Genomic DNA, 25,963 nt, shown 5'->3' with positions numbered 1-25,963 from the left:
ATTGACTGAAATTAATAAAAAAGACTTTTTTGTAGTATTTCACTACAGCGATTTTGCTAATAAGGGTTTGAGGTTGGTTGTTTATTGTGCAAATATGATAGGGCAAAAATAGTTTAGGTATGATAAAAAATAAGAGAACTAAAAAGGAGTTTGTTTTGAATTATTCAATTAAAAATATAATAAAGCCTATGTCAATCATAGGATTATTTTCAATATTATCAGCATGTGGGGGCGGTGATTACACCTATATTGGCACACCAGAACCTGAAAAACCAGAGCCGATTACGCCGCCAGTTGTCGTTACACCTGTACCTTCATTTGACGGCGATGGCGTATTATCAGCAAATATTCGTTGGACAGATTATGGTGTACCGCACATTACCGCCGACAACTTAGAGAGCATGTCGTATGGCGTGGGTTATGCATTCGCTAAAGATAATATCTGTATGCTTGCCGATCAAATTCTAAAATATAACTCACAACGCGCAAAGTATTATGGGCCTGATATTGTGCCTAGTTCAGGTGACTCAGCGCATTTAATTAATGACTTTGGTTTTTTAACCTTAGGAATTAGAGCGCATGCAGCACAAAATATAAAGTCACTTTCAAGCAATAGCCAAGCTTTATTGTCAGGCTATGCACAAGGTTATAATAAATACTTAGCCGATACGGGTGTTGCTAATATTGATGGTTCATGTGCCAACATGCCTTGGGTACAGCCGATTAGTGATATTGATATGCTGACTTACACACTCGGTATTGCTTTGTTACCAGGAGCCGCAAACTTTCTTGGCCCGATGTTTTTAGCTGCTCCTCCAGGAGAAAGTTTCGCACCTTATCCACAAAGTGCTGATGTTAATCGCTATAAAGTTAATTCAAATCCGGTTGTTACACTCCCTGAAAAGAACCCAAGTGATTTGGGTTCAAACGGCTGGGGCTTAGGTAAAGATAAAACTGAAAACGGTAAAGGTATGGTGTTAGCGAATCCGCACTTTCCACATACGGGAAATTTACGCTTTTGGCAATTCCATATTACTATTCCTGAGCATTTGAATGTTATGGGGAGTTCGCTTACCGGCATGCCAGGAGTCGTAAATATTGGTTTTAATGAAAATGTCGCTTGGACCCATACTTTTTCATCAGCTGAGCACTTTGTGGTTTATCAGTTGACATTGAATCCAAACGATCCGGCACAAATGTCGCAAGTGATTGACGGAGCAAACCGTTTAATCACAGGTAAAGAAATCGCCATTGATGTTGCTGTGGGGCCAGGCCAAACGATTAAACTCGCGAAAATGACTTACTCAACCCATCATGGCCCTATGGTTGTTGTTCCGGGAAGTTTTGCATGGGGCCCTGGTGGTAGTGCCTTTGCCATAAAAGATGCTAACTTGGGTAATGTCGATATTATCGACCACTGGTTAGCGATGAATTTAGCGGGTAATATTGCTGAATTTAAACAAGCCTTTGTTGATTATGATGGGGTGATTTTTAACAATACTATGTCAGCAGATAGTGACGGTAATGTTTTCTATATTGATGACTCAACGGTGCCCAATTTAACTGCGACAGCCATTAATGAAATGACCACAAATCCATTGCTTGTTGGTGCTAAGCAAGCTGCGGGCTTTACTGTTTTACCGGGATTTTTATCCGCATTTGATTTTGATCGCGCTGTACCCTATGAAAATGCACCCCAATATTCTGGCACTGACTCTGTCCAAAATTCAAATGACAGCTATTGGCTTACCAATATTAATGCGCCTATAACAGGTGTTTCACCTTTATATGGTGCGGTAGATAATCAGCAGTCTTTGCGTTCTCGCTTGGCACAGAAATTATTGGTAGATAGTGCCGGCAGCGATGGTTTATTTAATCCGGCAGAGGTCGAACAAGCCTTATTAAGTAATCGCAGCTATTTGGCTGAAAATATTCTGACTGATCTTTTAAGCATTTGCCAAGCACAAGGCAGTACAGTGGTTAGCCTTGAAACACAGGACGTTGATATAAGTGACGGTTGTGCGGCATTAGCGCTTTGGGATGGTACTTTTAATAAAAATAGTAGTGCGGCACATTTATTTCGAGAGTTTGCCTTTTTATTTCATAAAAAACCGCAGTGGCAACAAAGTTTTTCTAAAGATAATGTGCTGACCACACCTAGTGGCTTAATAAATAATGCCACAACACTGGAACAGTTTGCCCAAGCTCAGCTTAATGTTGAATCAGCGGGGTTAGCATTAGATGCTACATTGGGTTCAGTGCAGTTTGTTGAGCGCAGTTTAGCTGATGGCAGTGCCTCAGGTATCAAAATTCCTTGGGCAGGCTCTCACAATATAGAAGGAGGCTTTAATGTCTTTGATACCCGCACAGGTAATGACGGTTCATTGTTGCCTCGCCATGTTTATCTGGCACAAAATAGCGATTCTATACTAAGTGCTGAAGGTGGTGGTTATCATATTAATTATGGTAGCAGCTGGATGACAGTAGTGAACTTTACCGATGATGGCCCAGTTGCTAGAGGTTTATTGAGTTATTCTCAATCTCATGAATATGGCAGCGATCATAGCATAGACCAAACCTTGCTCTATTCACAACAACCACAATTGAGACCTTTGCGCTTTACCCAAGCAGATATTGAAGCTAATAAAGTCTCTGAAATGACGATTAGTTCTGCTCCAGAGTAAACAATTAGCGCGTTGTAAAAAAAAAGCCAGCAGTAACCTTAAAGGTTATGCTGGCTGTTTATTAGCGCTAATAGCATCAGTGAGCAAAGTTAGCTGGTGATTGAAGCAAGCTCTAAGGTCACTTGATCTAAGCCTAAATCTGATATCCTACGATTAATTTCAGATTGTTTGCTACTAATTAACGATATACCTTCAACAATCATATCGTAGGCTTTCCACTCTTGCGACTTGGTGTCTTTGCGCATTTGAAAGGTAATATTTATATCTGGCTTACCCGTGTCGATAATTTTGACATCAACAGAAGCTGATCTCACATTCGCCCTCAGTTGACTTTCTGGTTCAAATAACACTTTCTGATTACTGTATTGTGTTAAAGCGTTGGCATAAGTACGAACCAAATAAGCGCGCATGGCAGTAATAAATTTTACTCTTTGCTCTGAGGTTGTTTGTCGCAAATGTTTACCTAAAATTTTAAACGCAGCATATTGATAATCAATAGATGGCATTAATTCTTCTTCAACAATATCTCGCATCAGATCTGGAAATTTTTTCAAAGCATCTTGATTGTTGGCAATTTTAGTAAATAGGTTATTACCTGTTACAGCGATGACTTGATAAGGAGAAACTGATGGCGTAGCTTCAACTGCCATACTGTTTTGGACAAAACTAGTGAATAACACCAACAGCATTAAGAGCTTTTTCATGATGACCCTGTAAGATATAGTTAATTTTAATTGCAGCTATTATACATACCGACCGTGCGGTATGTAAATGCTTTTTAGGCTTAAGATAGAAGATAAAGTGTTAAAAAATGTTAACTCAGTGAGGCGTTAATTTAGCATTAACGTTTTAATTGGCCCATGTATCGGCAAAGCTCTTTGATGACTTTGTCAAACAGCTCTTTGTTTAATGAGCTTTTACTTAAACTGGAAGAGCCGTGAAAGGTTGAGACAATAAAGTAAGCGACCTGGCTAAAATCAAGGCCTGGTTGTAACTGGCTGCTAACCCGCGATAGGTTAGTGGCAATTAATAAGTTTAACTGTTGTTGCATCGCCAGTATGCGAATACGAAAGCCTTCATCTACGCCTGACATTTCCTGACAGAGGTTGTTTAAAGGGCATCCACAGACTAGTTCATCACAACTCATCTCTTTAGACATTGAACTGAAAAAATCAGATAAGCCTTGAATGGGATCTTCAGCTTCTACGGGCGGTTGCCAAAGCGCAATAAAAGCGGGGGCATAAACTTCCTCAAATACCGCATAGCCAAGTTCCATTTTATTGGCAAAATGATGATATAACGCCCCTTTAGATATTTCACAGCGAGCTAAAATACAAGACAAGCTAGTGGCGTTGAAACCCTTTCGATGAATTTCATCAGCGCTAACTTCTAGTATTTTTTGCCGGGTTTGCTCTGGGTCTCTCATAGGCTTACCTTAAAATATCTTACAACATAATAGCCCTAGTTTAACCGACCGACAGGTCGGTTGCAAAGATAAAGTATGAAAAACATGTATTGCAATTGATCATTCCAATATAGAACTAGAACGTTTCTAATGAAGCTGGATCGGTTTTAAGGGAAGTTAAGGAGCTACAAATCACGGTTGTAGCTTACTGTAAGGAGGTTCAGCTTATTAATTTTAAAACGTGCATACGCTAAAGTTAATAATTAATTTTTTTCTATTTATTATTGATTAATCTCGTCGGGAATGAGAGTTTTCTCGGTATTCACATTTAGAGCTTAATTCTCATTTGTGTGATTGCGAATAATGTTTGAGATTACCAACCCCCCGTGTCAGAGTAGTTGTCACGCAAAAGAAAAAGTCGGTAACGTTTAGTGGCATTGTGGGAGTTATTTTATTTTTTATAGGTATAGGTGTGCTTATTGTAAATCTAATTGCTGGTGGGGTAACTATATTGCTAGGTTTAGTCATCAGCTTCTCATCAAAAGGTATGGTTACAACAATGATATGTCCTTCTTGTGGCTGGAAAGGGCGCACGCTATAACATTATAGCTATAAGCTGTTAAATTTGACTTTCTACACGAGTGTTATCTATACAAGACCTAATCCTAAGCATGCCTTGTCGTTAAAAGCTAATGTCCGCTTTTTGGCCAGCCTGTGTGAAAACTATTTTGAACTGGTGTAATTAGATAATATCAACGAAAAAAGGCGCTGTAGATTAAATTCTGTAGTACGTTTGATAACAAACCACCTGTTAATTTACGTAGCGTCGCATAAAAAATTTACGCTGGGAGTTTTCACACAGCCTGTGGCAATAGAATACTTACGAAAGTGCAAAGTTTGCACATTGCACATGAGTATATGTTCCAAAATGGAACCAACTGAATAATGCAACCGGCTGGACAAAAAAATGACTGAATTAATCAAAAATGTAGTTCTCTAATTTATCTGTTTCTTTTTCCGCCTTAGCTATAGCAGCATTTTTAACGAACTCATACGGAAGTTCTGGATTATCTTCCATTATGCGACCAATCTTAGCCCAATGTTCTATTTGCTTTGCAGGGGAACGTGATAAAGCACCGCCAATAATTTTAGCTTTGCTAATTAACACACTGTCTAGCCTAATACTTTCTGTTGTCATATTGCACTCCTAAAAATTGCTCAGAACGTATGTGTGCCGAACGTGTGAAAAACTGTATTACCGAGGATTGCTCGGTAGTTCGACAAGAAGTTTAAAAGTGCTAGGTTTTAATCTAATATAACATTCGCAAAAGCCACCACAGCGGTCGTTCACCTATTTTTATTGGTAACTTCAAAGTACCAACTCCAGACCTTCATTATCGAATAGTAAATTATTTAATTTATCGACTTTTTTGAATGCCATTAGACAAATAAGACTAATTAGACTAAATTAGTCTTATTGCTGTTTTGAGAGATTAAATTATGAATATTAATAACAATACTTATCAAGAAATTAAAGATGATCTGGAAGAAGCTTCATTCTTAATTAATAAATCAGGTGAAGAGAAAAAGGTACACAAATTAATCATGAGTGCTCTAATAAAACTGGCTAAGCATGAAGATGTTTCCCAAGAAAAACCAGCTTCAGAGGCTAACGAAATTAATAAAGTGGCGAGAAGACTCAAACTTTGGACAAATAGACCAGATCAAATGAACACTAAAATCCTGAGCGCTTATCTAAAATTAGCATCAAAAGAAGGAAAAGTTACCGAGGAGCAATTAAAGCAAGAGGTAAGCGAGGAAAGCAGTTTCGACTCAAACTTTACGCAAATGAGAATTATTGCTGATAGAAATCATGGTAAAGTATTTTCTATTGACAACGGAGAGGTAACAATATGGGAACCAATCAAACAATATGTCGATACATTTAAGACAAATTCGGGTCTATAGATTATGCCAGAGAATCTAAAAAAAATGGTTGCCTTGATAGTTGATGGATCTAACGATGATCTCTTTATCGAGCTTCAAAGAATTAAAAAAATGCACTCATATTCAGATTATGAATGGTTGGAGGCTACAAGCCAAATGAATAAAGAATCTCTAGAGTCTTTTATCAAAAAACTAATAATGATGCGAAAAAGAAATAGCTCACATACAGGAGGAAGTGTTAGCCCTGTAAGGTGGCTATATTCCCAATATAAAAATAGTTTTGAAGATATAAATAATTCTCTTTATGACTGGATCGTTCAAAATAGTGAAAACTCATACGAACCTACAGGGAGTGCCATTAACCGAAGATAATAAACGTCTCTATCTCAAAGTAAAATTAAGTGATGAAAGTTCAACGGCAGTAATGAGCTTGCAGGAGTCATAGCTGTCATAGCATCATCCAACTCGATTGAACATCACCATGACTGACTCCTGAGCCACCACAGCGGTCATTCGTCATCAAATAGTTAATGCTAACTGAGGACATCAGCAAAATAAAAAAAGAGATACTTTTTCTAATGATTAAGTTATCTATCAATGGGGCTAAGGGTCCCTGATGAATGCTGGCCAATCACATGAGTATAGATTTGAGTAGTCTTCAAATCATTATGGCCAAGTAATTCTTGTACCGTTCTAATATCAGCTCCATTTAACAGCAACTGAGTCGCAAAACTGTGTCTGAAAGTATGTGCTGTGACATGCTTTCTTATTTCAGTTTTCACTACGGCAGATCTCAGAGCTTTGGTTAATGAGGTCCAATGTAAGTGATGACGACAAAAATAACCATCCGTTGGATGCTTACATCTCACGGTTGAGGGAAATAAGTATTGCCACTTAAACTGAGTAATTGCTTTTGGGTATTTGCGTGATAATCCTGAAGGCAAACTCGTTTTACCTTCTCCTTCAGCTAAATCTTTACTATGCAAGTCTTCGACTTTGTCTATTTGAGCCTTGAGTGGCTCTATGAGTATTTTAGGCAATAAGGTCATTCTGTCTTTAGCCCCTTTCCCCCTAAAAACGTAAATTGAATTACCGTCAAAATCGATATCTTTTATACGCAATCTCAATAGTTCCGCTTTTCTTAATCCACACCCGTATAACAGGCTGAACATTAGGTGGTACGGGGGCTTTAACTCTTTGATAATCGCAGTAGCCTCTTGATTTGATAATACCATTGGCACCCTAGTTGGCGCTTTAGCCCTGACCGTATCAGATAAGAGGGTTAGTTCTCTTTTGAATACATGCTTGTACATGAAAACAATTGAGCATAGTGCTAAGTTTTGGGTTGAAGACGTTACTTGCCTATCAACAGCTAAGTAAGTGAGATAATTACTTACTTCTTGCTCTCCCATATCTTTGGGGTGTCGCTTTTGGTTAAAAAGAATGAAGCGTTTAATCCAAAGCAAATACGTTTTTTCAGTTTGGATACTGTAATGTTTTGTACGAAGGATATTACGGATACTTTCAAGAAAAGGCGATGTAGACATTATTACCAACCTATAGCTGTATTTATATACAGTTATAGGTTTCAATTAAATAAAGATCAAATATTTTATCAAATGGATATTACTGAGAAGTCTCAGTAAATGACCAAAACCCTGATACATCATTAAAATTTCAAGTTATCTTGCTGAATACAAACGTGTTTTATCTTTTTGTGTTAACAGGATATTACTGAGACTTCTCAGTAATATCCGAACACAATAAGTTTTGGTTAAATTAATCTTTCTAATTTATTGAAATTGTGGAATATTAAGTGATAATTAATAAAAATTATGGAACGGACATTACTGAGAAGTCTCCATAATAAGCGTTAGTTGCCAAGGAAGGATTGGTTCATGATTCGTAGTTTTATCAATAAATTTGGTTCTACTTTATACGTTCAAATATGGGAGAACCGTATTAGAGTAGTGGATTTAGAAACAAATGAAGTCTTTGATGAAAAGCCGCTCCTGCAAGTTGAAACTCGTAAAAATGGGGCAAAGGATGTTACTGCTTTTGGTAACAATGCTTACCTTAATCCACTAAATCCTTTTTCCCATCCACGAGCGTTGCTAAATGACTTCTTTATTGGAGAGCGATTACTTCAAGAAATCGTTAAAAAGCTTGTTGGTAAAAAATTCATATCTCCAGCTCCTGCAATAATCATTCATCCAATGGAAAAAACTGAGGGTGGACTAACGATGATAGAAATTAGAGCGTTTCGAGAAATGGCTTTGGGAGCAGGAGCAAGAGATGTTGCAATTTATCAAGGTAAAGGTACATTAGAACCATCAACGATTAACTTCAAAGATATTGTAAAACAAGAAGAAAACATGGCTATAGGTGCAGTTGGCAACTAACAAGCCAATTAAGCAGGACTAAAAACAGTTTGCTGTTTTCGTTCCTCAACATTTTAGCAAACAATTTTCAGCCCCTTATTGGGGCGTTAGCAATACAAGGAGGCTCAGGTGCAATTTTCAATCTTTATTTTATTTCTATTCTCTTTTTCTCTTTCTGCGAATATATTTGAAAATATTTCATGCGGAGAATACGATGCATCAATATATCCCAATAAAACAGAATTTAAAGGAAGTACAGAACGCGAAATAACGGAAGTTGGGGTAAATGAATTTTTTGATGAATTAGGTGAAACAGATTCATCACAGCCCCAATGGTTATTTAAATTAGTAAATAGAGAAACGGGAAAATATAAAAAATCTTTTCCTAGAAGACCACCTAATTCAGAAAGTGGCGTGGTTATAGAACATCAAATTATACAGCCTAAACTTATTATAAATTTGGGTGAAAAAATTATTGCTGGCAGTAATAACGGTGAGTTTGGTGGGGCATTGGTTTTAATTGATGAAAATAATAAGGTTACATTAATTGAAGAAATGAATGTCGAAGACATTTATGAAATGCCTTTCGGTTTAGTCGTCACATCTGGTTTAGCTCATATGTCAGGGAATCACGGTGATATTCATTTGGTAAATGCAAACTTTAAACTTGAAAAGCTATATAGCTTAGTGGGTATGCCAAAGTCTTCTTGGTTACTAGAAAACGGAGATCTACTTATTAATAGTTATCCATCAGGCTCACAGGTTTTAACGAAAAGTGGTTATATGAAGCGTGTGCAATGTATTGCTAACAAGCCATTCAAGCAGGACAAATAACAGTTGGCTATTTGCTCCTCCGTCGCTTATTTTAGCCAACTATCATTTGCCTCTTAATGGGGCGTTTGATACAAAATCTAATCTGAATTCAATTTTAGTCACTTGATGCTAATGTCTATACTGTGGTAAAAGTTAGCGTTCAGAAACGAAATGCGACTGGCGGCTTTGAGCTTCAAGCGGACGTTAGGATTAACGAGTGGCTAACTTCCTCTAGCGCACTATTTATGATTATAAATTCACGATTAAATTAGGTCGGCTTTGTAGCAACAGTGAATGTTCAGATACGAGTCGCCACCGGCAACAATGAGCTTAAGCGGACGTTAGTGTATAATCCTATCTAACGGAACCAGATAAATTATAAATTGGACCAAGAGTTATTTATTAGCCTGTGCCACAAAAGATGACAAACTGAACCACACGCCTATTGCCATAACTATTGGCCAGCGTAGCCCTCAAAATCACTAGGTTTTCGCGATAATGTTGCCAAAAATTAGCCTCTCAAATCCCCTCATATATTCATTATTTATATAAAAAACTAAAAATAAATAACAAAACATTCTTAAAATTTCAACTTAATTGACTGTTCATTACATTTCAAAGAGTTAGTTAATAATATATTTTAAAAGTGACCTTTTTTGCGTAGAAAGTGACGGGTTATGCAAAAACTTTCCTTTGATAACAAATACGTATAATTTACTTTTATTCATTTTTCATTCAATATATTACCCAATACTTTTCGCGATTTTATTCGAATGAATAAATGGGAATGACTATGAATAGAGAAAACACCAAGTCGATAGCTCATGAGATAAATGATGCATTGATCTCATGCTAACAGAAGAAAGTTTTTTAAAGCGAATAAAGCAACCTAACAGTCCAAACTGGTTAGCTGTAGGTGTCGACACTCAAGATAATAGTCAGTTATACATCGCGGTAAACGGCGGTATGAATAACATCAACAGCGCCCCCATTGAGTCTTATGCTCCTGAAATTAAGACTTATACATTAGATATGATTGCCAAAGGTGAATTATACATTGCACCAAGTGCGCAGCCTTATCCGATAGGCCAAGGCTGTAGTGTTTATTTTTATAGTTTACAAATGACAAAAAAAAATAGAAAGTAACCTTGTATTTTAAATCCAGTATATCGAGTGTTTTGGCAATACTAAAATATGTTACAGGGTCAAAGCCCATTGTGAGGTGTCTATATGAGGTCACTTCATTGCAGGGCTTTGGATCAAAAGTATAGTAGGTAACATTAGAAATGGTTGCTTAACTAGGTTGACTGAATTTAGTTGACCACGTCAATAATTTAAATTGATTTTTTGATACATAAATTACTTTTCTTCAACCTACTGTGCTGTCATATGCTTCACACAAGTTAATGAATTTTAAGCACTGGTGAAATGCGAAGCGCTTCAATCTGCAATGGATTAAAGCCTATGCGTAGTAGTTCGAATTCTTCTAAATAAATTTTTGAGTGACGACCTTTCTCGATAGTTTGATAAAGATTACCACTATCTGTAGTAATTAATTGATTTGAACTATTAATATGAATAATGTTGGATGTACAAATGAAATCATCCTTCAAATAATGGGATCTAGCATCATAAATTACATAGCCACAAAGTACACGTTCTACTAAATCTGAAGCATCAAAAACAGATACTAAAAACCAATCACGAATGACAGTATTCATAAAGTTATCTCTACATTGTTGATGATAATTAATTTTAAAATTTCACGAGTAAACTTACCAATAATTTCTAGGAACAATCAAAGTGTTTTTAGTACAAAATTAGTCTTTCACAAGTGTCAGTGATATAGTTAACATCCACCATAAACACAGCATAACTATTTAATTTAAAAGTATTTAATTACACCGCGACTTTTACAAATAAATAAACACATAGTATTGCCTACTCTAATTCATTAGAAGTTTTTTATAGTTAAATAGCTATAAAAATATCATGAAAGTACGTTTCACTGGCTAATCATCACCCACCAAAAAACTAAAAATAAAAACAACCCAGCCACAAAGTAACGTCAACACCAATAAAACACAATAAATACGCCTACAGCCCAATAAAATATAGAAGTATAAGTAATAAAAAATACTAGTACTCATTGCGTACCACTAAAAAGCGTATTGATATGATATGAAAATGCCAACAAAAATAGCAAAGTAAAGACAAGGCTGCAAAAACAATAATTTATTAGTTTTCTAATATTGCAAGACTTAAAAATTTGCATATAATCAAGTGTGACTTTAATTAACTATAAGAGATCACATTATGAATTTACTCACATACTTGGACAAAGAAAACTTAGACAGACGGCTTTATACATACTCAAAGATTAACTCTGCTATCACTTACACTACGACAAAAAATATCTACCCGCTTTTCGCTGAAAGTTATTTAGAGTTTGATGCATTGCATCAACGTCAATTTAACCCGGATGTTACCTTTTTAGAAACTCAGCCACTTTCTGTTTACTGGGAAGACGAAAAAGGAAATTCACACCGTTATTCAGCAGATATTTTTACTGAAGATAAAGATGGCAATCTTTTGATTGAAGAAGTGAAACCTTTTGAAAAATACGATACAAAGAAAAATAGAAAGAAATTTGAACAAATTGGGGCGGCTTTTGAAGCAGAGGGAGCTAAATTCATTGTCATCACTGAGCAAGATATCTATCAAGGTCACAATACTGATAATTTTCATTTATTGCATCGCTACCTTGGTAAGTCCATTGATAGCAACACATTAAAAACAATCAATTACCAAGCATCTAATGAAATGACCCTTGGTCAATATTTAGAGTTATCTGATGATTTGCATATCCCTTCAGATACCATTTTTACAATGCTCGCAACACACCGACTTATGATTGACTTTGTTGAGCCTATCCGTAACACCATCATGGTAAACAAGGAGGTTTCATGAATTCTCTAGATAGAAAAAAAGTATCTACTTATGTAGTAGATAAGCAGATAGGTACTGCCCCCCTATCAAATATAAACATAGCACTGATGATCAATCGTGTCACTTTGAAAATCAAAGATAGAAAAACACCTTCAATCACAATACTAAAGCGTTGGTATATGACCTATCTTAAAAACGGCTGTACTCAAATTGGTATTCGTAATAGGGGTGTAAGATGCAACCATTAAGCTCTTCTTATACATCTTTTACTGCGGGTGCTCAGTTTGAGTTAGATGGTCTTCATCATGAGATACTTTACAGTGATAGTGAAGGTGTCCTCCTCCTTGATGAAAATGGTAAGCGTAAAGACATGCCGCTCTTAACTTTGCAAGGACTGGTAGGTAATGGTCTTAAATTTGTTATTGCCAAGAAAGAGGTACCTGTTTTACCAGTATTGACTGATATTCAACATAAACAACTAAATCGAAAAATGACTTATGTTGAGTATGCTATTGCTGAAGCACCTCAAGCTCCTACTTCGAAGCAGTACTCTTCGATTGCAAGAGAGAAAGCCAGAACAAAACTAAGTGACCCTAATCCTCCGGGTCTATCAACTATCAATGAATGGATAAGAAAGTACATTGCTGCTCTTAAATCTGAATATGCTCTACTTCCTGAAGGAGGTCACGGTAGGAATAGTAAATTCAGCAGTGACGTCACCGACTTAGCCGATGAGGTTATCGTCAATTATATTTTAGTGCCGGAGCCTTTTTCAACCGTTGAAGCATACGAAATATTTAAAGTAAAAGTTTTAAAAGAAGGTCTTACTGAGGGTAAGATTCCTGCTGCTTCTACTTTTGCGAATTGGATTAGTGAATTACAGTACTTTGAAGTCATAAACGCCCAAGATGGTTTTATCGCAAAAGATATGGCATCGAGACAGATGTTAAAGAAGTTTTCTTGTCCGCATTTATTAGGTCGTGTTGAATTTGACGCGATTCACATTCAGATAGGTTTGTTAGATGATGGCACTCGGAAGTATCGAGGTAGCATTATTATTATGGTCGCTATTGATGTGTTTTCTCGATGTATTCTTGGATATAGCTATCATGTTGGAAAAGGAGGTGAATCGGTCGAGTTAACTACACAATGTGTTCAAAATGCAGTTATGCCTAAGGCGCGTGAAGATTGGTCTATGTGCGGCTTAATGTCGTTGGCAGCATGTGACGCTGGGGCATCATTTGTTTCAACACATTTCACTGGATTTTTAGCACAATTTAACATTAACAGATTAACCACAGCGGTTAAAAAGCCGTACCGCAAACCTTTTGTGGAGAATTTCTTTAAAACTTTAAGAAAGCAATTACTTACAAAGCTAAAAGGATATTTAGGTAGCGCTCGATATAAAGGCGTTTACAAAGAAAAAAGTGACTTAAAAAAAGAAGCGTTCTATACGGTAAGTGAGTTCCGTGAATTGTTTGAAAATTACATTTGTGAGAATTATCACCAAAGTGGTCATGAGGGTTTAAGAAATAGAAGTCCGGCAAGTGTATGGAATGATGCTGTTGGAAAAATGCCAGGATTAGTTACTTTTCCTGAGGATATTGAGCTATTTAAAGCTTGGGGAGGAAGACTTGATTCGAGAAAATTACATCCTACGCGCGGGATTACAGCAAATAAACATTGTTTTAATAGTCGTACTTTAGGTAAGTGGTATAGCGAACTTTACGGAAATCCTTCCTATATCAATAAACCGATTGAACTAATGGTATCTCATAGCAAACAAGATATTAGTAAAGTTCTAGTATTCCATCCTAAGTCGAGTGATTGGATAACGTTACCAAACACCAATCCTACGGTATATAGCGGTATGAGTGAGCTTGAATTTACTATGCAAGAAGAGTTGAAATATGAAGGTATAGAAGAAGCTACACGTAAAGTGTTTGATGTTAATGAACAGATTATTCACCATGAGGCTTCTGCACAAAATAAAGCTGAAAATGACGAAAAATCGAAGGTAAAAGGTAATCAGAAACAAGAAAAAACAGGTGTTACCCTCGGTGAGGGCAACCTAAAATCGGCTTTATCTAATTTATCTCAACAACAAAGACCTCAAGAATCATTCGAGGGTAGTGAAGCTGAAAATGAAGAAGATAATGTTGATGCTCAAGTTATAGCAGAGCAAAAACCGCGTAAAATAGTAGAGGTGAAGATCCATGGAGAATACTAATCGAGCTTCATATAATGCTGCTCTATCACTACCTACTCGTAAATTTATCGAGATGCCTCACAGCACTGAAATTTTAAATGAGTTAGGTTACATTCTTGGTCGTGCAAATGCAGGTGAACCTACTGGACTAGTAATTTCAGGGGTAACAGGCACAGGTAAATCATCTATTTTGAGTCACTTTAAAGCATCCTGGGATGCTGACTTAGAAAAAGGAGAATGCTCTCCTATAGCTCTAATAAAGACCCCCTCTAAGCCCTCCGACAAAATGTTGCTTGAAAATGAACTTACTGCACTAGGAGATCCTTCTCCACGTTCAGGAGATTTAAGTTCAAAACGTGACAGACGGGATGCGCTTATTAAAACCACAAATATCAAAGTACTCATTTATGATGATTTTCAGCATATTGTTGAGCACAGAGGTGAAAAAGTGGCAAGGCAGTTACTCGACGAACTTAAAAACTTATCAGAGCAGTTTGGTATATCTCTTGTCTTTGCGGGTGTAAATACTGTTGAGCAAGTTGGAGTTATTAATGAGCAAATAGATTCCCGTTTTAGTAGCTTAAAACGGGTAAGGGTTATGTCGATAGAAAATGATAATGAGTTTTACTATTTTCAATCCTTTATCAAGTCAATGGCTATCACTAAAGGAATTACAGATGTAGATTTGACTAAAGATAATTATATATATCGTTTTTACTACGCTATAAAAGGCGATTTAAGAATTTTAAATAACCTGATAAATAAAGCCTTGTATATATTTAAATTAAGTAAAAATACAAAATTACAGTTAAATCACTTCGAAACAGCCTTTAATGATATCAACTCAAAAACATGGGAAAACGAAAATGATAAACGTGTTAACCCATTTGATCCAAAAAAGTTAAGCACGGTAAAAAAACAGTTAGGGATAAAAGCGTAATATGAATAGTTATCTTTTTCCAAAAACCATTGAACCTAATGTTGGAGAGAGCTTATATGGCTTTGTAAAACGGTTAGCAATAGCATACGGATGGACGAATTTAGGCTCATTTATGATGGCTCTAAAAGTTCATAATATACATCAAGTAAATTGGTTTGTTTTATCTGATGTAACTGAGCGAATTGTTAGTAATTTTGCGATGTCCTTACAGCTAGATGAAAGTCTATTATCCAAGCAGTTATTTGAAAAGGATACTTATGCCTCACTGACTTTAAATCACCGTCAGTATGGCAGTCATGCGGTTAGGAAAATTAGAGTTTGTCCTGAATGTGTTAGCGAAGGAGCTTCTCATCAATTATTTTGGCAGCATGTCGCAAATGGCTATTGTGAAAAGCATCATTGTGAATTGGTTAGTCACTGCCAGCATTGTCATTCACCAATACAGATAGAATACGGTTCACAGTGCGCTAGTTGCTTCAAAAGTTTACATAAAGAGTATGTTGAGCCAAGCTCAATCATCCCCGTTTTACAAAAACTTGCTAGGAATGAGCAACTTCAGCTCATGAATGCATTGGAGGAAATTATTATAATGCTACGCTCTGACGGTGATGCTTTTACGTTAAGAAGTTTTTTTGAAAACAACAAACCTATACTGTTATCAAAACTATATTTTGAAGGATTACTAATCTTAATCAGTAGCGACTTCAAAGCTATGTGGCAGCATTATATTGCCAAAAAAAGGCAGGACTTCAGTGTATTAGGAACACTCGCAGTTAACCTACCGTTTCAAAGGCTCACTAATATAGACCCAGCATTACTCAGAAAGGTTACCAGCATAACCAATGAGCAATGCGAAGTTAACTTCAACTCTCACTCACCAGATTTTTCACTCTATGATTCATCAGTTGGCAATAAGCTTTCACCTGAGGATATATCATTTTTCTGTGGCATTAAAAAAGCTGAATTTAGAAGTTTAAGTCAGACAAAGTGGTTAGTTCAGCCAAAGGGAGTAAGTTGCAATTCTAAGATTTTATTTGACTCTCAAATTCTTATGCGAGGTATTAGCTCAACCACAATATCATTATCTAATGCCGACCAAGAAAGCACTGATATGGTCTGTTTTAACTCAAAAAAACTTGATGCTATTAAGTTTGCTGGATTGAACAAAATACAGCTTTTGATGCATGCAAATTCAAATAATATTTCAATTTATTTAGCTGATAGTTTAAAGGACACGTTAATAGACAAACTGTTCATCGTGAAATCAGATTTATATAAAATCATTCTTAATCATATAAACATAGATAATGACAAAATTTCAAAATCAAAGCTGGCAGGAATGTTTGGAACAACATCAAGTAAAATTGATGTTATGATAAAATGCGGGTTTATAAAATATAATAGGGGTAGTGTCAGTGTTGACTGTTTTAATCAATTTTTCAATAACTTTGATGTGCTCAACCGTATTGGAAAAATTAAGAAAATAAATATAAAAAAGCTGGTTAACTTGCTAGAAGATGAATATGATTTACGCCCTGCGTTTGCTTTTAAAACAGAGAAATTAGATGTCCTTTATATTTATAATAAAACAGATAAGTTCAGCACAGTCATAAACAAACTAAGTTAATTCCCTCTAAATTCAACCCCCTAAAAAAACCATTCAAATAAACTTGATTTTTATTGAGTTTAACCTAATCTACTAATAAATCAGAGAGAAATCCCTAGCTACTGCCGTTATTTTCAATATATAAATACGTTTTAATATATATTAAATTAAATATAGTGCTTTAAAATTAATACACTATATAGTTAATTGCAGAAATCTAGCTGTTAAGTGTGATTATCGACAGAAATCCAGTTTTTAACTAGAAGTTCACTCTAGCTAAACTGAAATTCCCTCTCTAAGTCATTGAAAAATAAAATACAGAAATCCAGCTCTATATTGGAATGATCACAATGGTTGCTAGCCATATTGATAAAGTAAAAGCTAAAGCGTTTGCAGCTCAATTAACTTTCCAATGGGATCGTCCAACGATTTTGGCGGCATAGTAAACCATTGTGGGCCATTTTTTGTCAGGTAAATACAGTCTTCAAGTCGCACACCAAATTCACCTTGAATATAAATACCTGGCTCATTAGAAAAGCACATGCCTGGTTTTAAACGTTCAGTTTCGCCATGAACAAAGTTGACACTTTCATGTCCTTCCATGCCGATACCGTGCCCGGTTCTGTGCGACAATCCGGGCAATTTGTAGCCAGGACCAAAACCTTTGCTTTGATAAAATTTACGCACGGCATCATCAACTAAGCCCGCTTGTGTACCAATTTTTGCTTGTTCAAAGGCAATTTCTTGACCTTGTCTAACCGTTTGCCAAACCTCACGCTGGCGCTTACTTGCTTCACCAAAAACAAAAGTACGACTGATATCAGATTGATAACCATGAACATTGCAGCCGCAATCCATTAATACCACCGAACCTTCAGTTAGTATTTGCTTTTGTTTAGTGCCATGCGGGTAAGCACTGGCTTGATTAAATAGCGCCATATTCCATGCGCCTTTACCGCCTAATTGCCCTTGGGCTGTGTGCATTAATGATTTTACATCGCTTTGGCTCATGCCAATTTTTAGCTGAGCGAAAACATTAGCGTAGGCAAGTAAAGTCACTTCATTGGCTTTGTGCATTAACTCAAGCTCATGTTGGCTTTTATACATACGACAACCAAGCGTTACTGGCTCGGCACTGACATGCTGCATAGTAGAAAGTTGGGCCATAACGCCACTCATAACAAAATAACGCACTGAATTTTCAAAGGCGACTTTGCCTTTATTTAATCCTGAGTCTTTTAATATTTGTTTAATTAAAACGAATGGACTTTCATGCTCTTGCCAAACACGAATGTCATCACCAACCGCTAAACTCTCGCGTACGCTTGGCGCTTCAAAAAAAGGACAAACAACAGAAATTTTACCTTCACGTGGGATAATAACCGCCGTTACACGTTCACTGCGCCGCCATTGTATACCTGAGAAATAATCCATCGCGGCGCCGGGTTCAAGTATCAAGGCTGATATTTCAAGTTGTTGCATTAATTTTTGTGCTTTGGCTATACGCTCCAATCGCTCGACTGGATTAATGCCTGTTACCGTACCTGTAATCGATTTAAGTGCTGGCCTTTGGCCTTTCCTTTGGCCCTTGATATCAGGCTGATTATTTACTGAAGCAGCAAGGGCAGATGACGTCAGGGTTTGCCCAGCAATAGACAGGGTGGCAATACTTGCACCACTGGCTTTTAAAAAAGTTCTTTTACTGATGTTCATGTCTTATTCCTGTCTATAACCCAGTATAAAAATGCTATCTAGGGTTGAAGGTTATATTAAAGGGTAAAATAATATTTATACTTTACGCTATCGTTTATTTTCTCAATGAGCAAGCGCTTACTGATAAAAGCCATTGCGCAGTTTTGGTTTATTATTTGAGGTTATTCAGCCTTGAGGGTATCTGCAAATAATGATGATTTATTTTGGGGTTAACCTACCAACCGCCAGCGATGGAAAGCGAAGGCTGTACTTTTGTACTCTTTACTCTGGTCCAATTGAGTTAGCTTAAGTTAATGGGAATTGACCGGAATAAGAGGGCATTGATTTGACATCTGTTATCTATCTGCAAGTAGCTTGATACAAAAGGTTATTAGGTAATTATGTCGAGCAGGTATAAAACAGGCTCATTTCTGTTATGGTGAGCTAACTAGCTTATTAAGTTTAGATAGTAGCTTTTTATTGTTATAAAATATAACCATTAGCATGAAATATTCATGTGATTTACAGACTAAAAATGACTAAGTACGCTGACATAATTTATGGCAAAACCGAATAAAAAAGGCCCAACAAAAACCATCGATATTTTTTGTGTGGGCTGTAATACCTTGTTATTTAAATACCGAAAGGGCGGCAAAGGAGCCTTAGTAAAAAGCTTTAAAGAACGGATCAGCCAAGATTATACTGTTGAACCTTGTCTTTGCCCAAAATGCTATAAACCTTTTGCCCGAGATACTTTGATCCGCGGTTTACCTGCTTATAAATTTATTGGTGGTAAAGTTTGGTTTAAATAACTCAGACATCAGGGTAACCACTAACACGCATTGTGCTGGTTATTATTGCGCGAAAGTGACAAAGGCAGCGAGTGTTTAGATAGGACAGTGAGGTCTTTTAAATACTTATGACGTGATTGATCTGAGGTATTTGAGATTGAGCTCAAGCATTGATGTGTTTAGCTCTTGTTTAACTATTGTCCAGATAAATTTCAGTTCTATTTCTACCTCGCGCTTTCGCTTGATATACAGCATTGTCCGCTTGAGTAAATAAATCGATAAATGATATTTGCTCATCACAAATACTCATGCCAATACTGACGGTCAGCGAACTGTCGCCCACTTTAATTTCAGCGATTAACTTATGTAGTTTACTGCATAGTAATAAGGTATCACTTTTGTTGGTATCTGGTAACATGATCAAAAATTCTTCTCCGCCAAAACGGGAGATAAGATCTGTTTTTCGGCCAAATCCTTTTAATAACTGCCCGAGTTTTTTTAGTACTCGGTCACCTTCTAAATGGCCCATGGTGTCATTTATTTTTTTAAAATGATCGACATCTAGCATTAATAAACTTACTGAGTAATGAGATCTTGCTGCTTGTTCCAGCATTAAGCTACTTCGATATTTCATTTCTCTTCTATTTAATAACTCGGTTAACTCATCAGTTGAGGCCAGTAATTTCAATTTCTCAGCTTGTATCTCAAGTGTTTCTCTGGTTTTTATTAGCTCTTCATAGAGTTCATTTCGTTTAGATGCATTGAATAAACTCCAATAAATACAACCATTAGCACTCAAACTAGCATTCACTGTGATAGGAATACGTCGTCCATCTGCATGAAATATAATGAGCTGCATTTCCTCACACACTTTTTCGTGTAAAAGTGTCGGAATTAAATAACTTTGAAAAAATATTCTTGAGGATAGAGTAAACAGAACATCCACACTTTTACCAATAAGATCATTAGGCTGCCACAATAGTTGCTTGGTAAAATATGAATTGATATAGGTAATAACTCTTGCGGAATTAGTGACTAAAGCACCACATGGAAAGCTATCAAGAGAGTCATTTACTACCTTGTTATTCTCAATGTGATGTTCCCCCACCTTAATTACTTCGCATATTCTATTATCGAATTCATAATAGCTTCAGGGTGAGTCATATGTAGACAATGGCCATCAGCGGCTATCACTTTAAGGTGACTATCAGGCATTTCACGAGCCATGAACTCACCAATAGAGATCGCAGCCAGTGCGTCATTTTCACTTTGTAAAATTAATGATGGCTGTTTAATCGCTTTTAAAAGATAACGATTATCAGATAAAAAGGTTACTTCAGCAAAATTTCTGGCAATAACAGGGTCGGTAGAACAAAAGCTGCCCGATAGCTCGCCAATAAGATCATCTGAATTAGTTGTGCCAATCGCTAAAGGTGCAAAATAATTAGCCCAGCCGATATAGTTTTTATCCATAAGGTTTAATAATTCTTTTAGATCTTCCTTGTCAAAACCACCAAAATATTCAGGAGGAAGGTTTAAAAAACAGGGTGAAGGGCAAATCATTATTAGCTTAGAAAATAATTCAGGTCTTTGGATAGCAACAATCGCACCAATCATACAACTGACTGAGTGTCCGATGAAAGTGGCGTCAGATAGCGCTAAAATGTCACAGATTTCAATGATATCTTCAGCATATCCTTCAAGTTTACTGTAACGTTTTTTACTGTATTGAGATATATCAGAAGCACCTGAGCCAACATAATCAAATAATACAATCGTGAAGTGCTTGGACAATTCTGGCGTTAAAAAGCGCCACATATTTTGATCGCAGCCAAATCCATGGGCAAGAAACAGGGTTTTACTGCCTTGGCCAATTAATTTAACATTATTTCTAATAAGTACATTATTTGTATCTAGCAAGCTAATTTAATCCTTATTTATGAGGTTAACATCCATTAGTGCTGATCGATTGCATCTTAGTAAATCTAATTGAATCACTCGAGTTTAGCAAAGTATTTATAATTAATTCGATATGATACTGACTTTGATGAGTCAGATATTAACCAAGGCTATTGTGGTGTATGGCAAGTTGATTGTTTTCATAGGTATTATTTATGCTAATGATTAACCCAAGTTCGATTAACGCTTTGCTTGGTTTCTACAGGTTAGTTTAGTCGTGTCGGCTTATAGCAGCTTATGTTCACTTATGTCGAGTAGTGGCAATATGGCAATTGTGATTGAGAGCACAGCAAGCGTGCTCTATTTTATCTAACGCAATCGAACAATAACTTAATAAAATGGCTATAAGTTGTACTAAATGAGCGGATTTTACCAAGTTGGATAATAAACGGATCTGTTCAAATAGCCGCTAAAGTGAACCATTAAGTTATTAGTTAGGTAATTAGTTAAGTAATGCCATCAGTAAATAAGCACACTCAAATTAACCAACCCACTATATTAAATGGCCTAATTAATTTGAGTGACTTAACGTTAAAGACTCTAAATCATAAATCATAAATCATAAATTATGAATTTCAGTTCTCTTCAGGTAGAACTTTAATCGCCATATAATAGCTAGCTTCTAGCTCATCATTGATACAGTTTAATAAGTAACTGTTCATGTCTGATGTAGTAATTTCATCTTCTACAGCGTCATTTTTACATTCTGCTAAAAGGCTGACGACATATTCTGAAGGGGCTGCCATTAATTCGGTTTCATCTTCTTGGCCAAATGCTGCAGTTGACGTTAATGCTAGTACAGCGAATGCTAAAATTAATTTTTTCATATTGAATCTCGTTGATGTTTCATTACATGTCCCAATAGTCACTTAAAGAATTAAGCTCTCTATCAAGAAATCTTTTTTCATTTAATGAATCTAATCTTTGTCTTATTTGATAATTTTGTTTTGCTGTTTTTCTAATTGCTTTTTTATTGGTTGAGCCAGAGTCAATTTCAAAACTAGCAATACCCGTATCAAAATTTGAATCATCATCAACATCTATATCAGTATCTGCATATGTATCAATGTTCATTTCTTTACCTTATAAAAAATCATATTTGTGTTTTCAAGCTGATAATGGGCCGTTAATTTAAAATTGGAAAGTGAATTATTTTGCGGTTATTAATCAAATTTTTTTATCAAATTAATTTAACGGTTAAAATCTTGATTAGCATTATTGAGATAAAAATTCCACGTAATGGTTAATAGGATGTATAAGCTTATAAGTTGTTATAAAACAATGGGTTAATATTTTCACGGTAGTTTTATGATCGTTTTTCTTGTTTAGTCAGAGGTGTGTTTAATCATGTTTTGTTTTAGTGGCAGCAGGTAAGGGGATTATGCAACGCTAATTTTTTTTAAGTCTACACTGGTCGTTATCAAGTCGTTATCAGGTCGTTATCAAGTTTAACGGGCTATTAGCCCTAAAAATAAAGTGGAGGGTAGATAAGGGCAAGCTGTTGAAAAATTAATTTATCAGCCACGGGCTAACTCAATATTTACGGTCATAACTCTAGCTTAACCTTGGTCTGGTCAACTTCTTTATGGTGATAATTAAGCGGTGGATACGCGAAAATTTTAGCGGAAATGAGATTATTTAAAGGCTTTAACCTTAAACTCAGCGTAAATTATTTAAGCTTTTTAGCTAATAATTCAAGTTTTTCTTCTAATTGCGTTAGCTTTTCAGTGATGGCGGTATTTTGAGTAATAATTTGAGCATTTTGCATTCTCAGCTCTCTGTTTTTAATGTTGGTATCGGCAAAACCAAATATTTTGTTGATAAACATCGCCCCCATAGCACCCAGTATACCTACGCCGAGTATAAACATAATAAAAACAGACGCTCGACCAATAAAAGTGATGGGGTAAACGTCACCAAAACCAATCGTGGTAGAAGACATCACCATTAGCCAAATAGCATCGCTATAGCTTTTTATGTTTGAGCCTTCAAGCCCATACTCAGCTTGATAAGTAATATAGCCCAAGGATAAGTTTAAGGTTAAAAATAAGAGGAAAGAGGCAATGCCAATAAAGCCGTAGTTGTAATTTTTTATGCCGAAGTCATCAACACGGTATAAATTAGTTTTCTCCATTGCTTTTTGAACGACTATCATTTTAATCTCTTACATTATCTATGGGCTTTTATGAAACAAGTTAATCGGGGTAAACTTAGCTCGGCTTTAGTCAATAAGGCTATTATTGACATAATTAATTAAATCATCCATTAATTTTTTCTTAATTTCAAGTTGCTGTTCTGATGATAAAGCATATTTTTCAGCCAGTAAGGCATAATCGTCAGCTGACAAGCTTACGGTTAATCTTGGGCGTTTAGGGCGCTTATTTATCGGTAAGCCCAGAATGTCTCGAATTTGCTCTGACGGGCTGATACCAGCCTCTAACGCTTGCTTTCTAATGGCGAGTTGAATTTTCTCATCCATATCAAAAGCAACTTGCACTGCTTTGACCGCTTTTACGGATGATTGCCATTTGTCGGGAATTTTTCGTGACACAATTAACTCCCTGGATACATATCAACAATATCTGTGGTGGGTTTAAATAAGGTTAAAAATACTTCGGTATCGCCGTCTTGCCATACTTCAATATCGACGCCTTTATCTTGATCTTCATCAAATAGCGAATAAAGCTCAAATTGCTCACCACTGTCTTTGCCTTGGTAAGCTGAGAGTTCATCTTTTCGATAATCTTTGCGATGAAAGTAACCTACTTGGGCATAACTGCTTTGTCGATATATTTCGCTGCTCCAGCCTGACGTGGTGCTACTGTCTGCTATGCGCTCTAATTGCGCTTGACCCGGTTCATCGAAAACTTCAGCAAATTGCTCAAGATCAAACAGTGTTTCAACATCTTGATGCAATATTTTCAGGGAAAATTTTAGATAGGTTTTATCATCAACGTCCAAAGTTAAATACAACTCTGTATTGTCACCGCCCTGCAAAACCCACTCTGCTTGAGTTTTATTTTCAAATTCATAGCTGTTAACGGCCGTTACTTGAAATTCTTGCGCTCTTAGTGCTGCGGGCAAACCAAAACTGTCTGATAGCACAATGATGTCACCTAGGGTGAGTTCTTTTACATTATTGAGTTTACGTTCTGGCGTTGGTTTCTTAAATATATTTTTAAAAAAGCTCACTATTTGCTCCGAATATCAATGGCTAAACTGGCATTTAATTAAACTAAAAAACCGCTTTGCATCATGGATACAAAGCGGTGGTAGTAACTTGTAAGTTACTTCTTTTTAGCTTTTAAACGCTCTAATACTGAATTTGCGTTGTTGTCACTAGCGCCAATGCCAGCTTCTTTAAGCTTAGCTTCAAGTGAGTTATCTGAGTTTTCTGACTCAAGTACTTCAGCGGCTTTCATGCGATCATCAAATTTCTGTTGCTTAGCTTTAATGCGCTCTAATGAGTCTTTGGCACTTAATAGCTTAGAGTTACTTGATGAGAAGTTATCGGTAATTGCCGAGGTTGCTTTTTGCACGCTTTCTGTGGTTTTCACCATAGACAATTGACGTTTGTATTCAGCTACGTGACGTTCACTCTTTTTCACTAACTCTTTCAAGCGTTCAGCACTGCCTTGAAAGCTATCAAGAGATTGTTGCTGCGTGGCGAGTTCATTTTCAAGTGCTGATATCTTTTCAGCAACGGCTAAAGCAAGTTCGTCGTCACCTTTTTCTAGGGCTTGAACGGCATAACCCTCATGCTCAGCAACTTCACGCTTAATGCGCTCAACGTCACGGCTAGACGACATTTGTTGTGCCATAACACCGGTTAGGTCACGTTTAGCTTTAGTGAGGTGATTTTCTGCGTCACGAATTTCTTGTTCAAAAATACGGGTTGCATTTGAGTCAATAATGTTTTCACCGACTTCAGTTGCGCCGCCGCGAATAGCGGTCATAATTTTTTTAAAAATACTCATCATAATACTCCTAAGGTGGTTGCTTAAATTAAGTAATCACTCATGTCATCAATAATTTCTAGCGCATTATTGCTCAATACCGCTAGTTCGTGTTCGATATCATCAAATGTTGAGCTAATTGCTAGCGCACCAAAAATGACATATTTATCACCAATTTTTGAAAATGAAGATAATGGCATAGGTATGTTCATTTCTAACATACTGACATGCATTTCATTTATCTTGTCTGATTTAACTTCTTCTTCACCCCAGAGGTAGGTGATACAAAGAATTTGATCATCCGTTACCGACACAAAAATAGGTAACTCTTCACGGTCGAATACCGAAATTTGTAATACATCGACTTCACCTGAAATGGGTTGGCAATCAAACACCATCCCAGTATCTGAATCATCAGCCAAGGTATTTAGGTAGTCAGCTATTTTATGAATATTCATGTTATTCCTCATGCTCGAATAAGTAGCGTAAAATCAGTGATACTGTTTTACTTAACGACATAATATGTCGTATTGGGTTAATTTAGCATCATGACATATTATGTCAAGTGCTTATTTCATTTTTCTTATTTTATCTTAGCTTAAGCTATACCAAACGTCTTGGTGCTAAATAA

The 25,963-nt window shown here is 36.3% G+C and carries 27 protein-coding genes; 12 read left to right on the top strand and 15 right to left on the bottom strand.

Annotated features, from left to right (window positions below; translation table 11 throughout):
• Nucleotides 1–188: 188 nt before the first annotated feature.
• The gene (locus H4J61_RS06735; protein WP_182184632.1) at nt 189–2,684 is read left to right on the top strand and encodes an acylase; all 2,496 of its coding nucleotides are present in this window, start codon (nt 189–191) and stop codon (nt 2,682–2,684) included.
• Between the two features lie 89 nt (nt 2,685–2,773).
• Here the strand turns inward: H4J61_RS06735 and H4J61_RS06730 are convergent, their stop codons facing one another.
• From H4J61_RS06730 to H4J61_RS06720, 3 genes are all read right to left on the bottom strand, one after another.
• Nucleotides 2,774–3,388, bottom strand: a complete 615-nt coding sequence (locus tag H4J61_RS06730; RefSeq protein ID WP_182184451.1) for a phospholipid-binding protein MlaC — start codon at nt 3,386–3,388, stop codon at nt 2,774–2,776.
• Between the two features lie 137 nt (nt 3,389–3,525).
• Nucleotides 3,526–4,110 (bottom strand): TetR/AcrR family transcriptional regulator, encoded by a 585-nt coding sequence (locus H4J61_RS06725; RefSeq protein WP_182184450.1) that lies wholly within the window; start codon nt 4,108–4,110, stop codon nt 3,526–3,528.
• Between the two features lie 955 nt (nt 4,111–5,065).
• A complete protein-coding gene (locus tag H4J61_RS06720) occupies nt 5,066–5,287 on the bottom strand; it encodes a TA system antitoxin ParD family protein (RefSeq protein WP_182184449.1) in 222 nt (73 codons plus the stop codon).
• A gap of 302 nt (nt 5,288–5,589) precedes the next feature.
• Here H4J61_RS06720 and H4J61_RS06715 point away from each other — a divergent pair, with 302 nt between their 5' ends.
• Together H4J61_RS06715 and H4J61_RS06710 are read left to right on the top strand one after the other, a co-directional pair.
• Nucleotides 5,590–6,057, top strand: a complete 468-nt coding sequence (locus H4J61_RS06715) for a hypothetical protein (protein WP_220461204.1) — start codon at nt 5,590–5,592, stop codon at nt 6,055–6,057.
• A gap of 3 nt (nt 6,058–6,060) precedes the next feature.
• Nucleotides 6,061–6,408, top strand: coding sequence for a hypothetical protein (locus H4J61_RS06710; protein ID WP_182184448.1), 348 nt, complete (start codon nt 6,061–6,063; stop codon nt 6,406–6,408).
• Nucleotides 6,409–6,623: 215 nt separating this feature from the next.
• On the opposite strand, the gene H4J61_RS06705 is transcribed toward H4J61_RS06710, so the two are convergent.
• Complete coding sequence (locus H4J61_RS06705; protein ID WP_182184447.1) at nt 6,624–7,583, bottom strand: integron integrase; 960 nt, start codon at nt 7,581–7,583, stop codon at nt 6,624–6,626.
• Nucleotides 7,584–7,934: 351 nt separating this feature from the next.
• Between H4J61_RS06705 and H4J61_RS06700 the strand changes: the two genes are divergently transcribed.
• The 3 genes from H4J61_RS06700 to H4J61_RS06690 all read left to right on the top strand — a co-directional run bounded on the left by H4J61_RS06700 (nt 7,935) and on the right by H4J61_RS06690 (nt 10,376).
• On the top strand, nt 7,935–8,438 hold the full coding sequence (locus H4J61_RS06700) for a rod shape-determining protein MreB (RefSeq protein ID WP_182184446.1): 504 nt from the start codon (nt 7,935–7,937) through the stop codon (nt 8,436–8,438).
• Nucleotides 8,439–8,546: 108 nt separating this feature from the next.
• Nucleotides 8,547–9,251, top strand: a complete 705-nt coding sequence (locus tag H4J61_RS06695; protein ID WP_182184445.1) for a hypothetical protein — start codon at nt 8,547–8,549, stop codon at nt 9,249–9,251.
• 828 nt (nt 9,252–10,079) lie between these two features.
• Nucleotides 10,080–10,376: a hypothetical protein gene (locus H4J61_RS06690; protein ID WP_182184444.1), complete on the top strand. Its 297-nt coding sequence runs from the start codon at nt 10,080–10,082 to the stop codon at nt 10,374–10,376.
• Nucleotides 10,377–10,633: 257 nt separating this feature from the next.
• Here the strand turns inward: H4J61_RS06690 and H4J61_RS06685 are convergent, their stop codons facing one another.
• Nucleotides 10,634–10,951: a hypothetical protein gene (locus H4J61_RS06685; RefSeq protein WP_182184443.1), complete on the bottom strand. Its 318-nt coding sequence runs from the start codon at nt 10,949–10,951 to the stop codon at nt 10,634–10,636.
• A 595-nt stretch (nt 10,952–11,546) separates the two neighbouring features.
• Here H4J61_RS06685 and H4J61_RS06680 point away from each other — a divergent pair.
• The 5 genes from H4J61_RS06680 to H4J61_RS06660 are packed head-to-tail and all read left to right on the top strand — an operon-like array spanning nt 11,547 to nt 16,955.
• Complete coding sequence (locus H4J61_RS06680; protein ID WP_182184442.1) at nt 11,547–12,200, top strand: TnsA endonuclease N-terminal domain-containing protein; 654 nt, start codon at nt 11,547–11,549, stop codon at nt 12,198–12,200.
• Complete coding sequence (locus H4J61_RS06675) at nt 12,197–12,427, top strand: hypothetical protein (RefSeq protein WP_182184441.1); 231 nt, start codon at nt 12,197–12,199, stop codon at nt 12,425–12,427. The genes H4J61_RS06680 and H4J61_RS06675 overlap by 4 nt, the downstream gene beginning before the upstream one ends.
• Nucleotides 12,415–14,409, top strand: a complete 1,995-nt coding sequence (locus tag H4J61_RS06670; RefSeq protein WP_182184440.1) for a DDE-type integrase/transposase/recombinase — start codon at nt 12,415–12,417, stop codon at nt 14,407–14,409. The genes H4J61_RS06675 and H4J61_RS06670 overlap by 13 nt, the downstream gene beginning before the upstream one ends.
• Nucleotides 14,396–15,328 (top strand): TniB family NTP-binding protein, encoded by a 933-nt coding sequence (locus H4J61_RS06665; protein ID WP_182184439.1) that lies wholly within the window; start codon nt 14,396–14,398, stop codon nt 15,326–15,328. The genes H4J61_RS06670 and H4J61_RS06665 overlap by 14 nt, the downstream gene beginning before the upstream one ends.
• 1 nt (nt 15,329) lies before the next feature.
• On the top strand, nt 15,330–16,955 hold the full coding sequence (locus H4J61_RS06660) for a TniQ family protein (protein WP_182184438.1): 1,626 nt from the start codon (nt 15,330–15,332) through the stop codon (nt 16,953–16,955).
• Nucleotides 16,956–17,315: 360 nt separating this feature from the next.
• Here the strand turns inward: H4J61_RS06660 and H4J61_RS06655 are convergent, their stop codons facing one another.
• Nucleotides 17,316–18,647 (bottom strand): Xaa-Pro peptidase family protein, encoded by a 1,332-nt coding sequence (locus tag H4J61_RS06655; RefSeq protein ID WP_182184437.1) that lies wholly within the window; start codon nt 18,645–18,647, stop codon nt 17,316–17,318.
• A gap of 539 nt (nt 18,648–19,186) precedes the next feature.
• On the opposite strand from H4J61_RS06655, the gene H4J61_RS06650 reads away from it, so the two are divergent.
• Entirely contained in the window at nt 19,187–19,438 is a 252-nt protein-coding gene (locus H4J61_RS06650; RefSeq protein WP_182138344.1) for a hypothetical protein, read from the top strand.
• Between the two features lie 169 nt (nt 19,439–19,607).
• Here H4J61_RS06650 and H4J61_RS06645 read toward each other — a convergent pair whose 3' ends face one another.
• From H4J61_RS06645 to H4J61_RS06605, 9 genes are all read right to left on the bottom strand, one after another.
• Nucleotides 19,608–20,525: a diguanylate cyclase gene (locus tag H4J61_RS06645; RefSeq protein WP_182184436.1), complete on the bottom strand. Its 918-nt coding sequence runs from the start codon at nt 20,523–20,525 to the stop codon at nt 19,608–19,610.
• 5 nt (nt 20,526–20,530) lie between these two features.
• The gene (locus H4J61_RS06640; RefSeq protein ID WP_182184435.1) at nt 20,531–21,337 is read right to left on the bottom strand and encodes an alpha/beta fold hydrolase; all 807 of its coding nucleotides are present in this window, start codon (nt 21,335–21,337) and stop codon (nt 20,531–20,533) included.
• 614 nt (nt 21,338–21,951) lie between these two features.
• The gene (locus tag H4J61_RS06635; RefSeq protein ID WP_182138347.1) at nt 21,952–22,203 is read right to left on the bottom strand and encodes a hypothetical protein; all 252 of its coding nucleotides are present in this window, start codon (nt 22,201–22,203) and stop codon (nt 21,952–21,954) included.
• 22 nt (nt 22,204–22,225) lie between these two features.
• The gene (locus H4J61_RS06630; protein WP_182138348.1) at nt 22,226–22,450 is read right to left on the bottom strand and encodes a hypothetical protein; all 225 of its coding nucleotides are present in this window, start codon (nt 22,448–22,450) and stop codon (nt 22,226–22,228) included.
• A 595-nt stretch (nt 22,451–23,045) separates the two neighbouring features.
• Nucleotides 23,046–23,531, bottom strand: a complete 486-nt coding sequence (locus tag H4J61_RS06625; protein WP_259363155.1) for a potassium channel family protein — start codon at nt 23,529–23,531, stop codon at nt 23,046–23,048.
• A 66-nt stretch (nt 23,532–23,597) separates the two neighbouring features.
• Entirely contained in the window at nt 23,598–23,927 is a 330-nt protein-coding gene (locus H4J61_RS06620; protein WP_182138349.1) for a hypothetical protein, read from the bottom strand.
• Nucleotides 23,928–23,929: 2 nt separating this feature from the next.
• Complete coding sequence (locus H4J61_RS06615) at nt 23,930–24,568, bottom strand: hypothetical protein (protein WP_182138350.1); 639 nt, start codon at nt 24,566–24,568, stop codon at nt 23,930–23,932.
• A gap of 95 nt (nt 24,569–24,663) precedes the next feature.
• Nucleotides 24,664–25,353, bottom strand: coding sequence for a PspA/IM30 family protein (locus H4J61_RS06610; RefSeq protein WP_182184434.1), 690 nt, complete (start codon nt 25,351–25,353; stop codon nt 24,664–24,666).
• A gap of 23 nt (nt 25,354–25,376) precedes the next feature.
• A complete protein-coding gene (locus H4J61_RS06605) occupies nt 25,377–25,790 on the bottom strand; it encodes a YjfI family protein (protein ID WP_182184433.1) in 414 nt (137 codons plus the stop codon).
• Nucleotides 25,791–25,963 lie beyond the last annotated feature (173 nt).

Origin of the sequence: Colwellia sp. MB3u-4, assembly GCF_014077065.1 — a bacterium.
GTDB lineage: Bacteria > Pseudomonadota > Gammaproteobacteria > Enterobacterales > Alteromonadaceae > Cognaticolwellia.
Note: the sequence above shows the minus strand (reverse complement) of the source record. Positions and strands in the feature narration are given on the sequence as shown.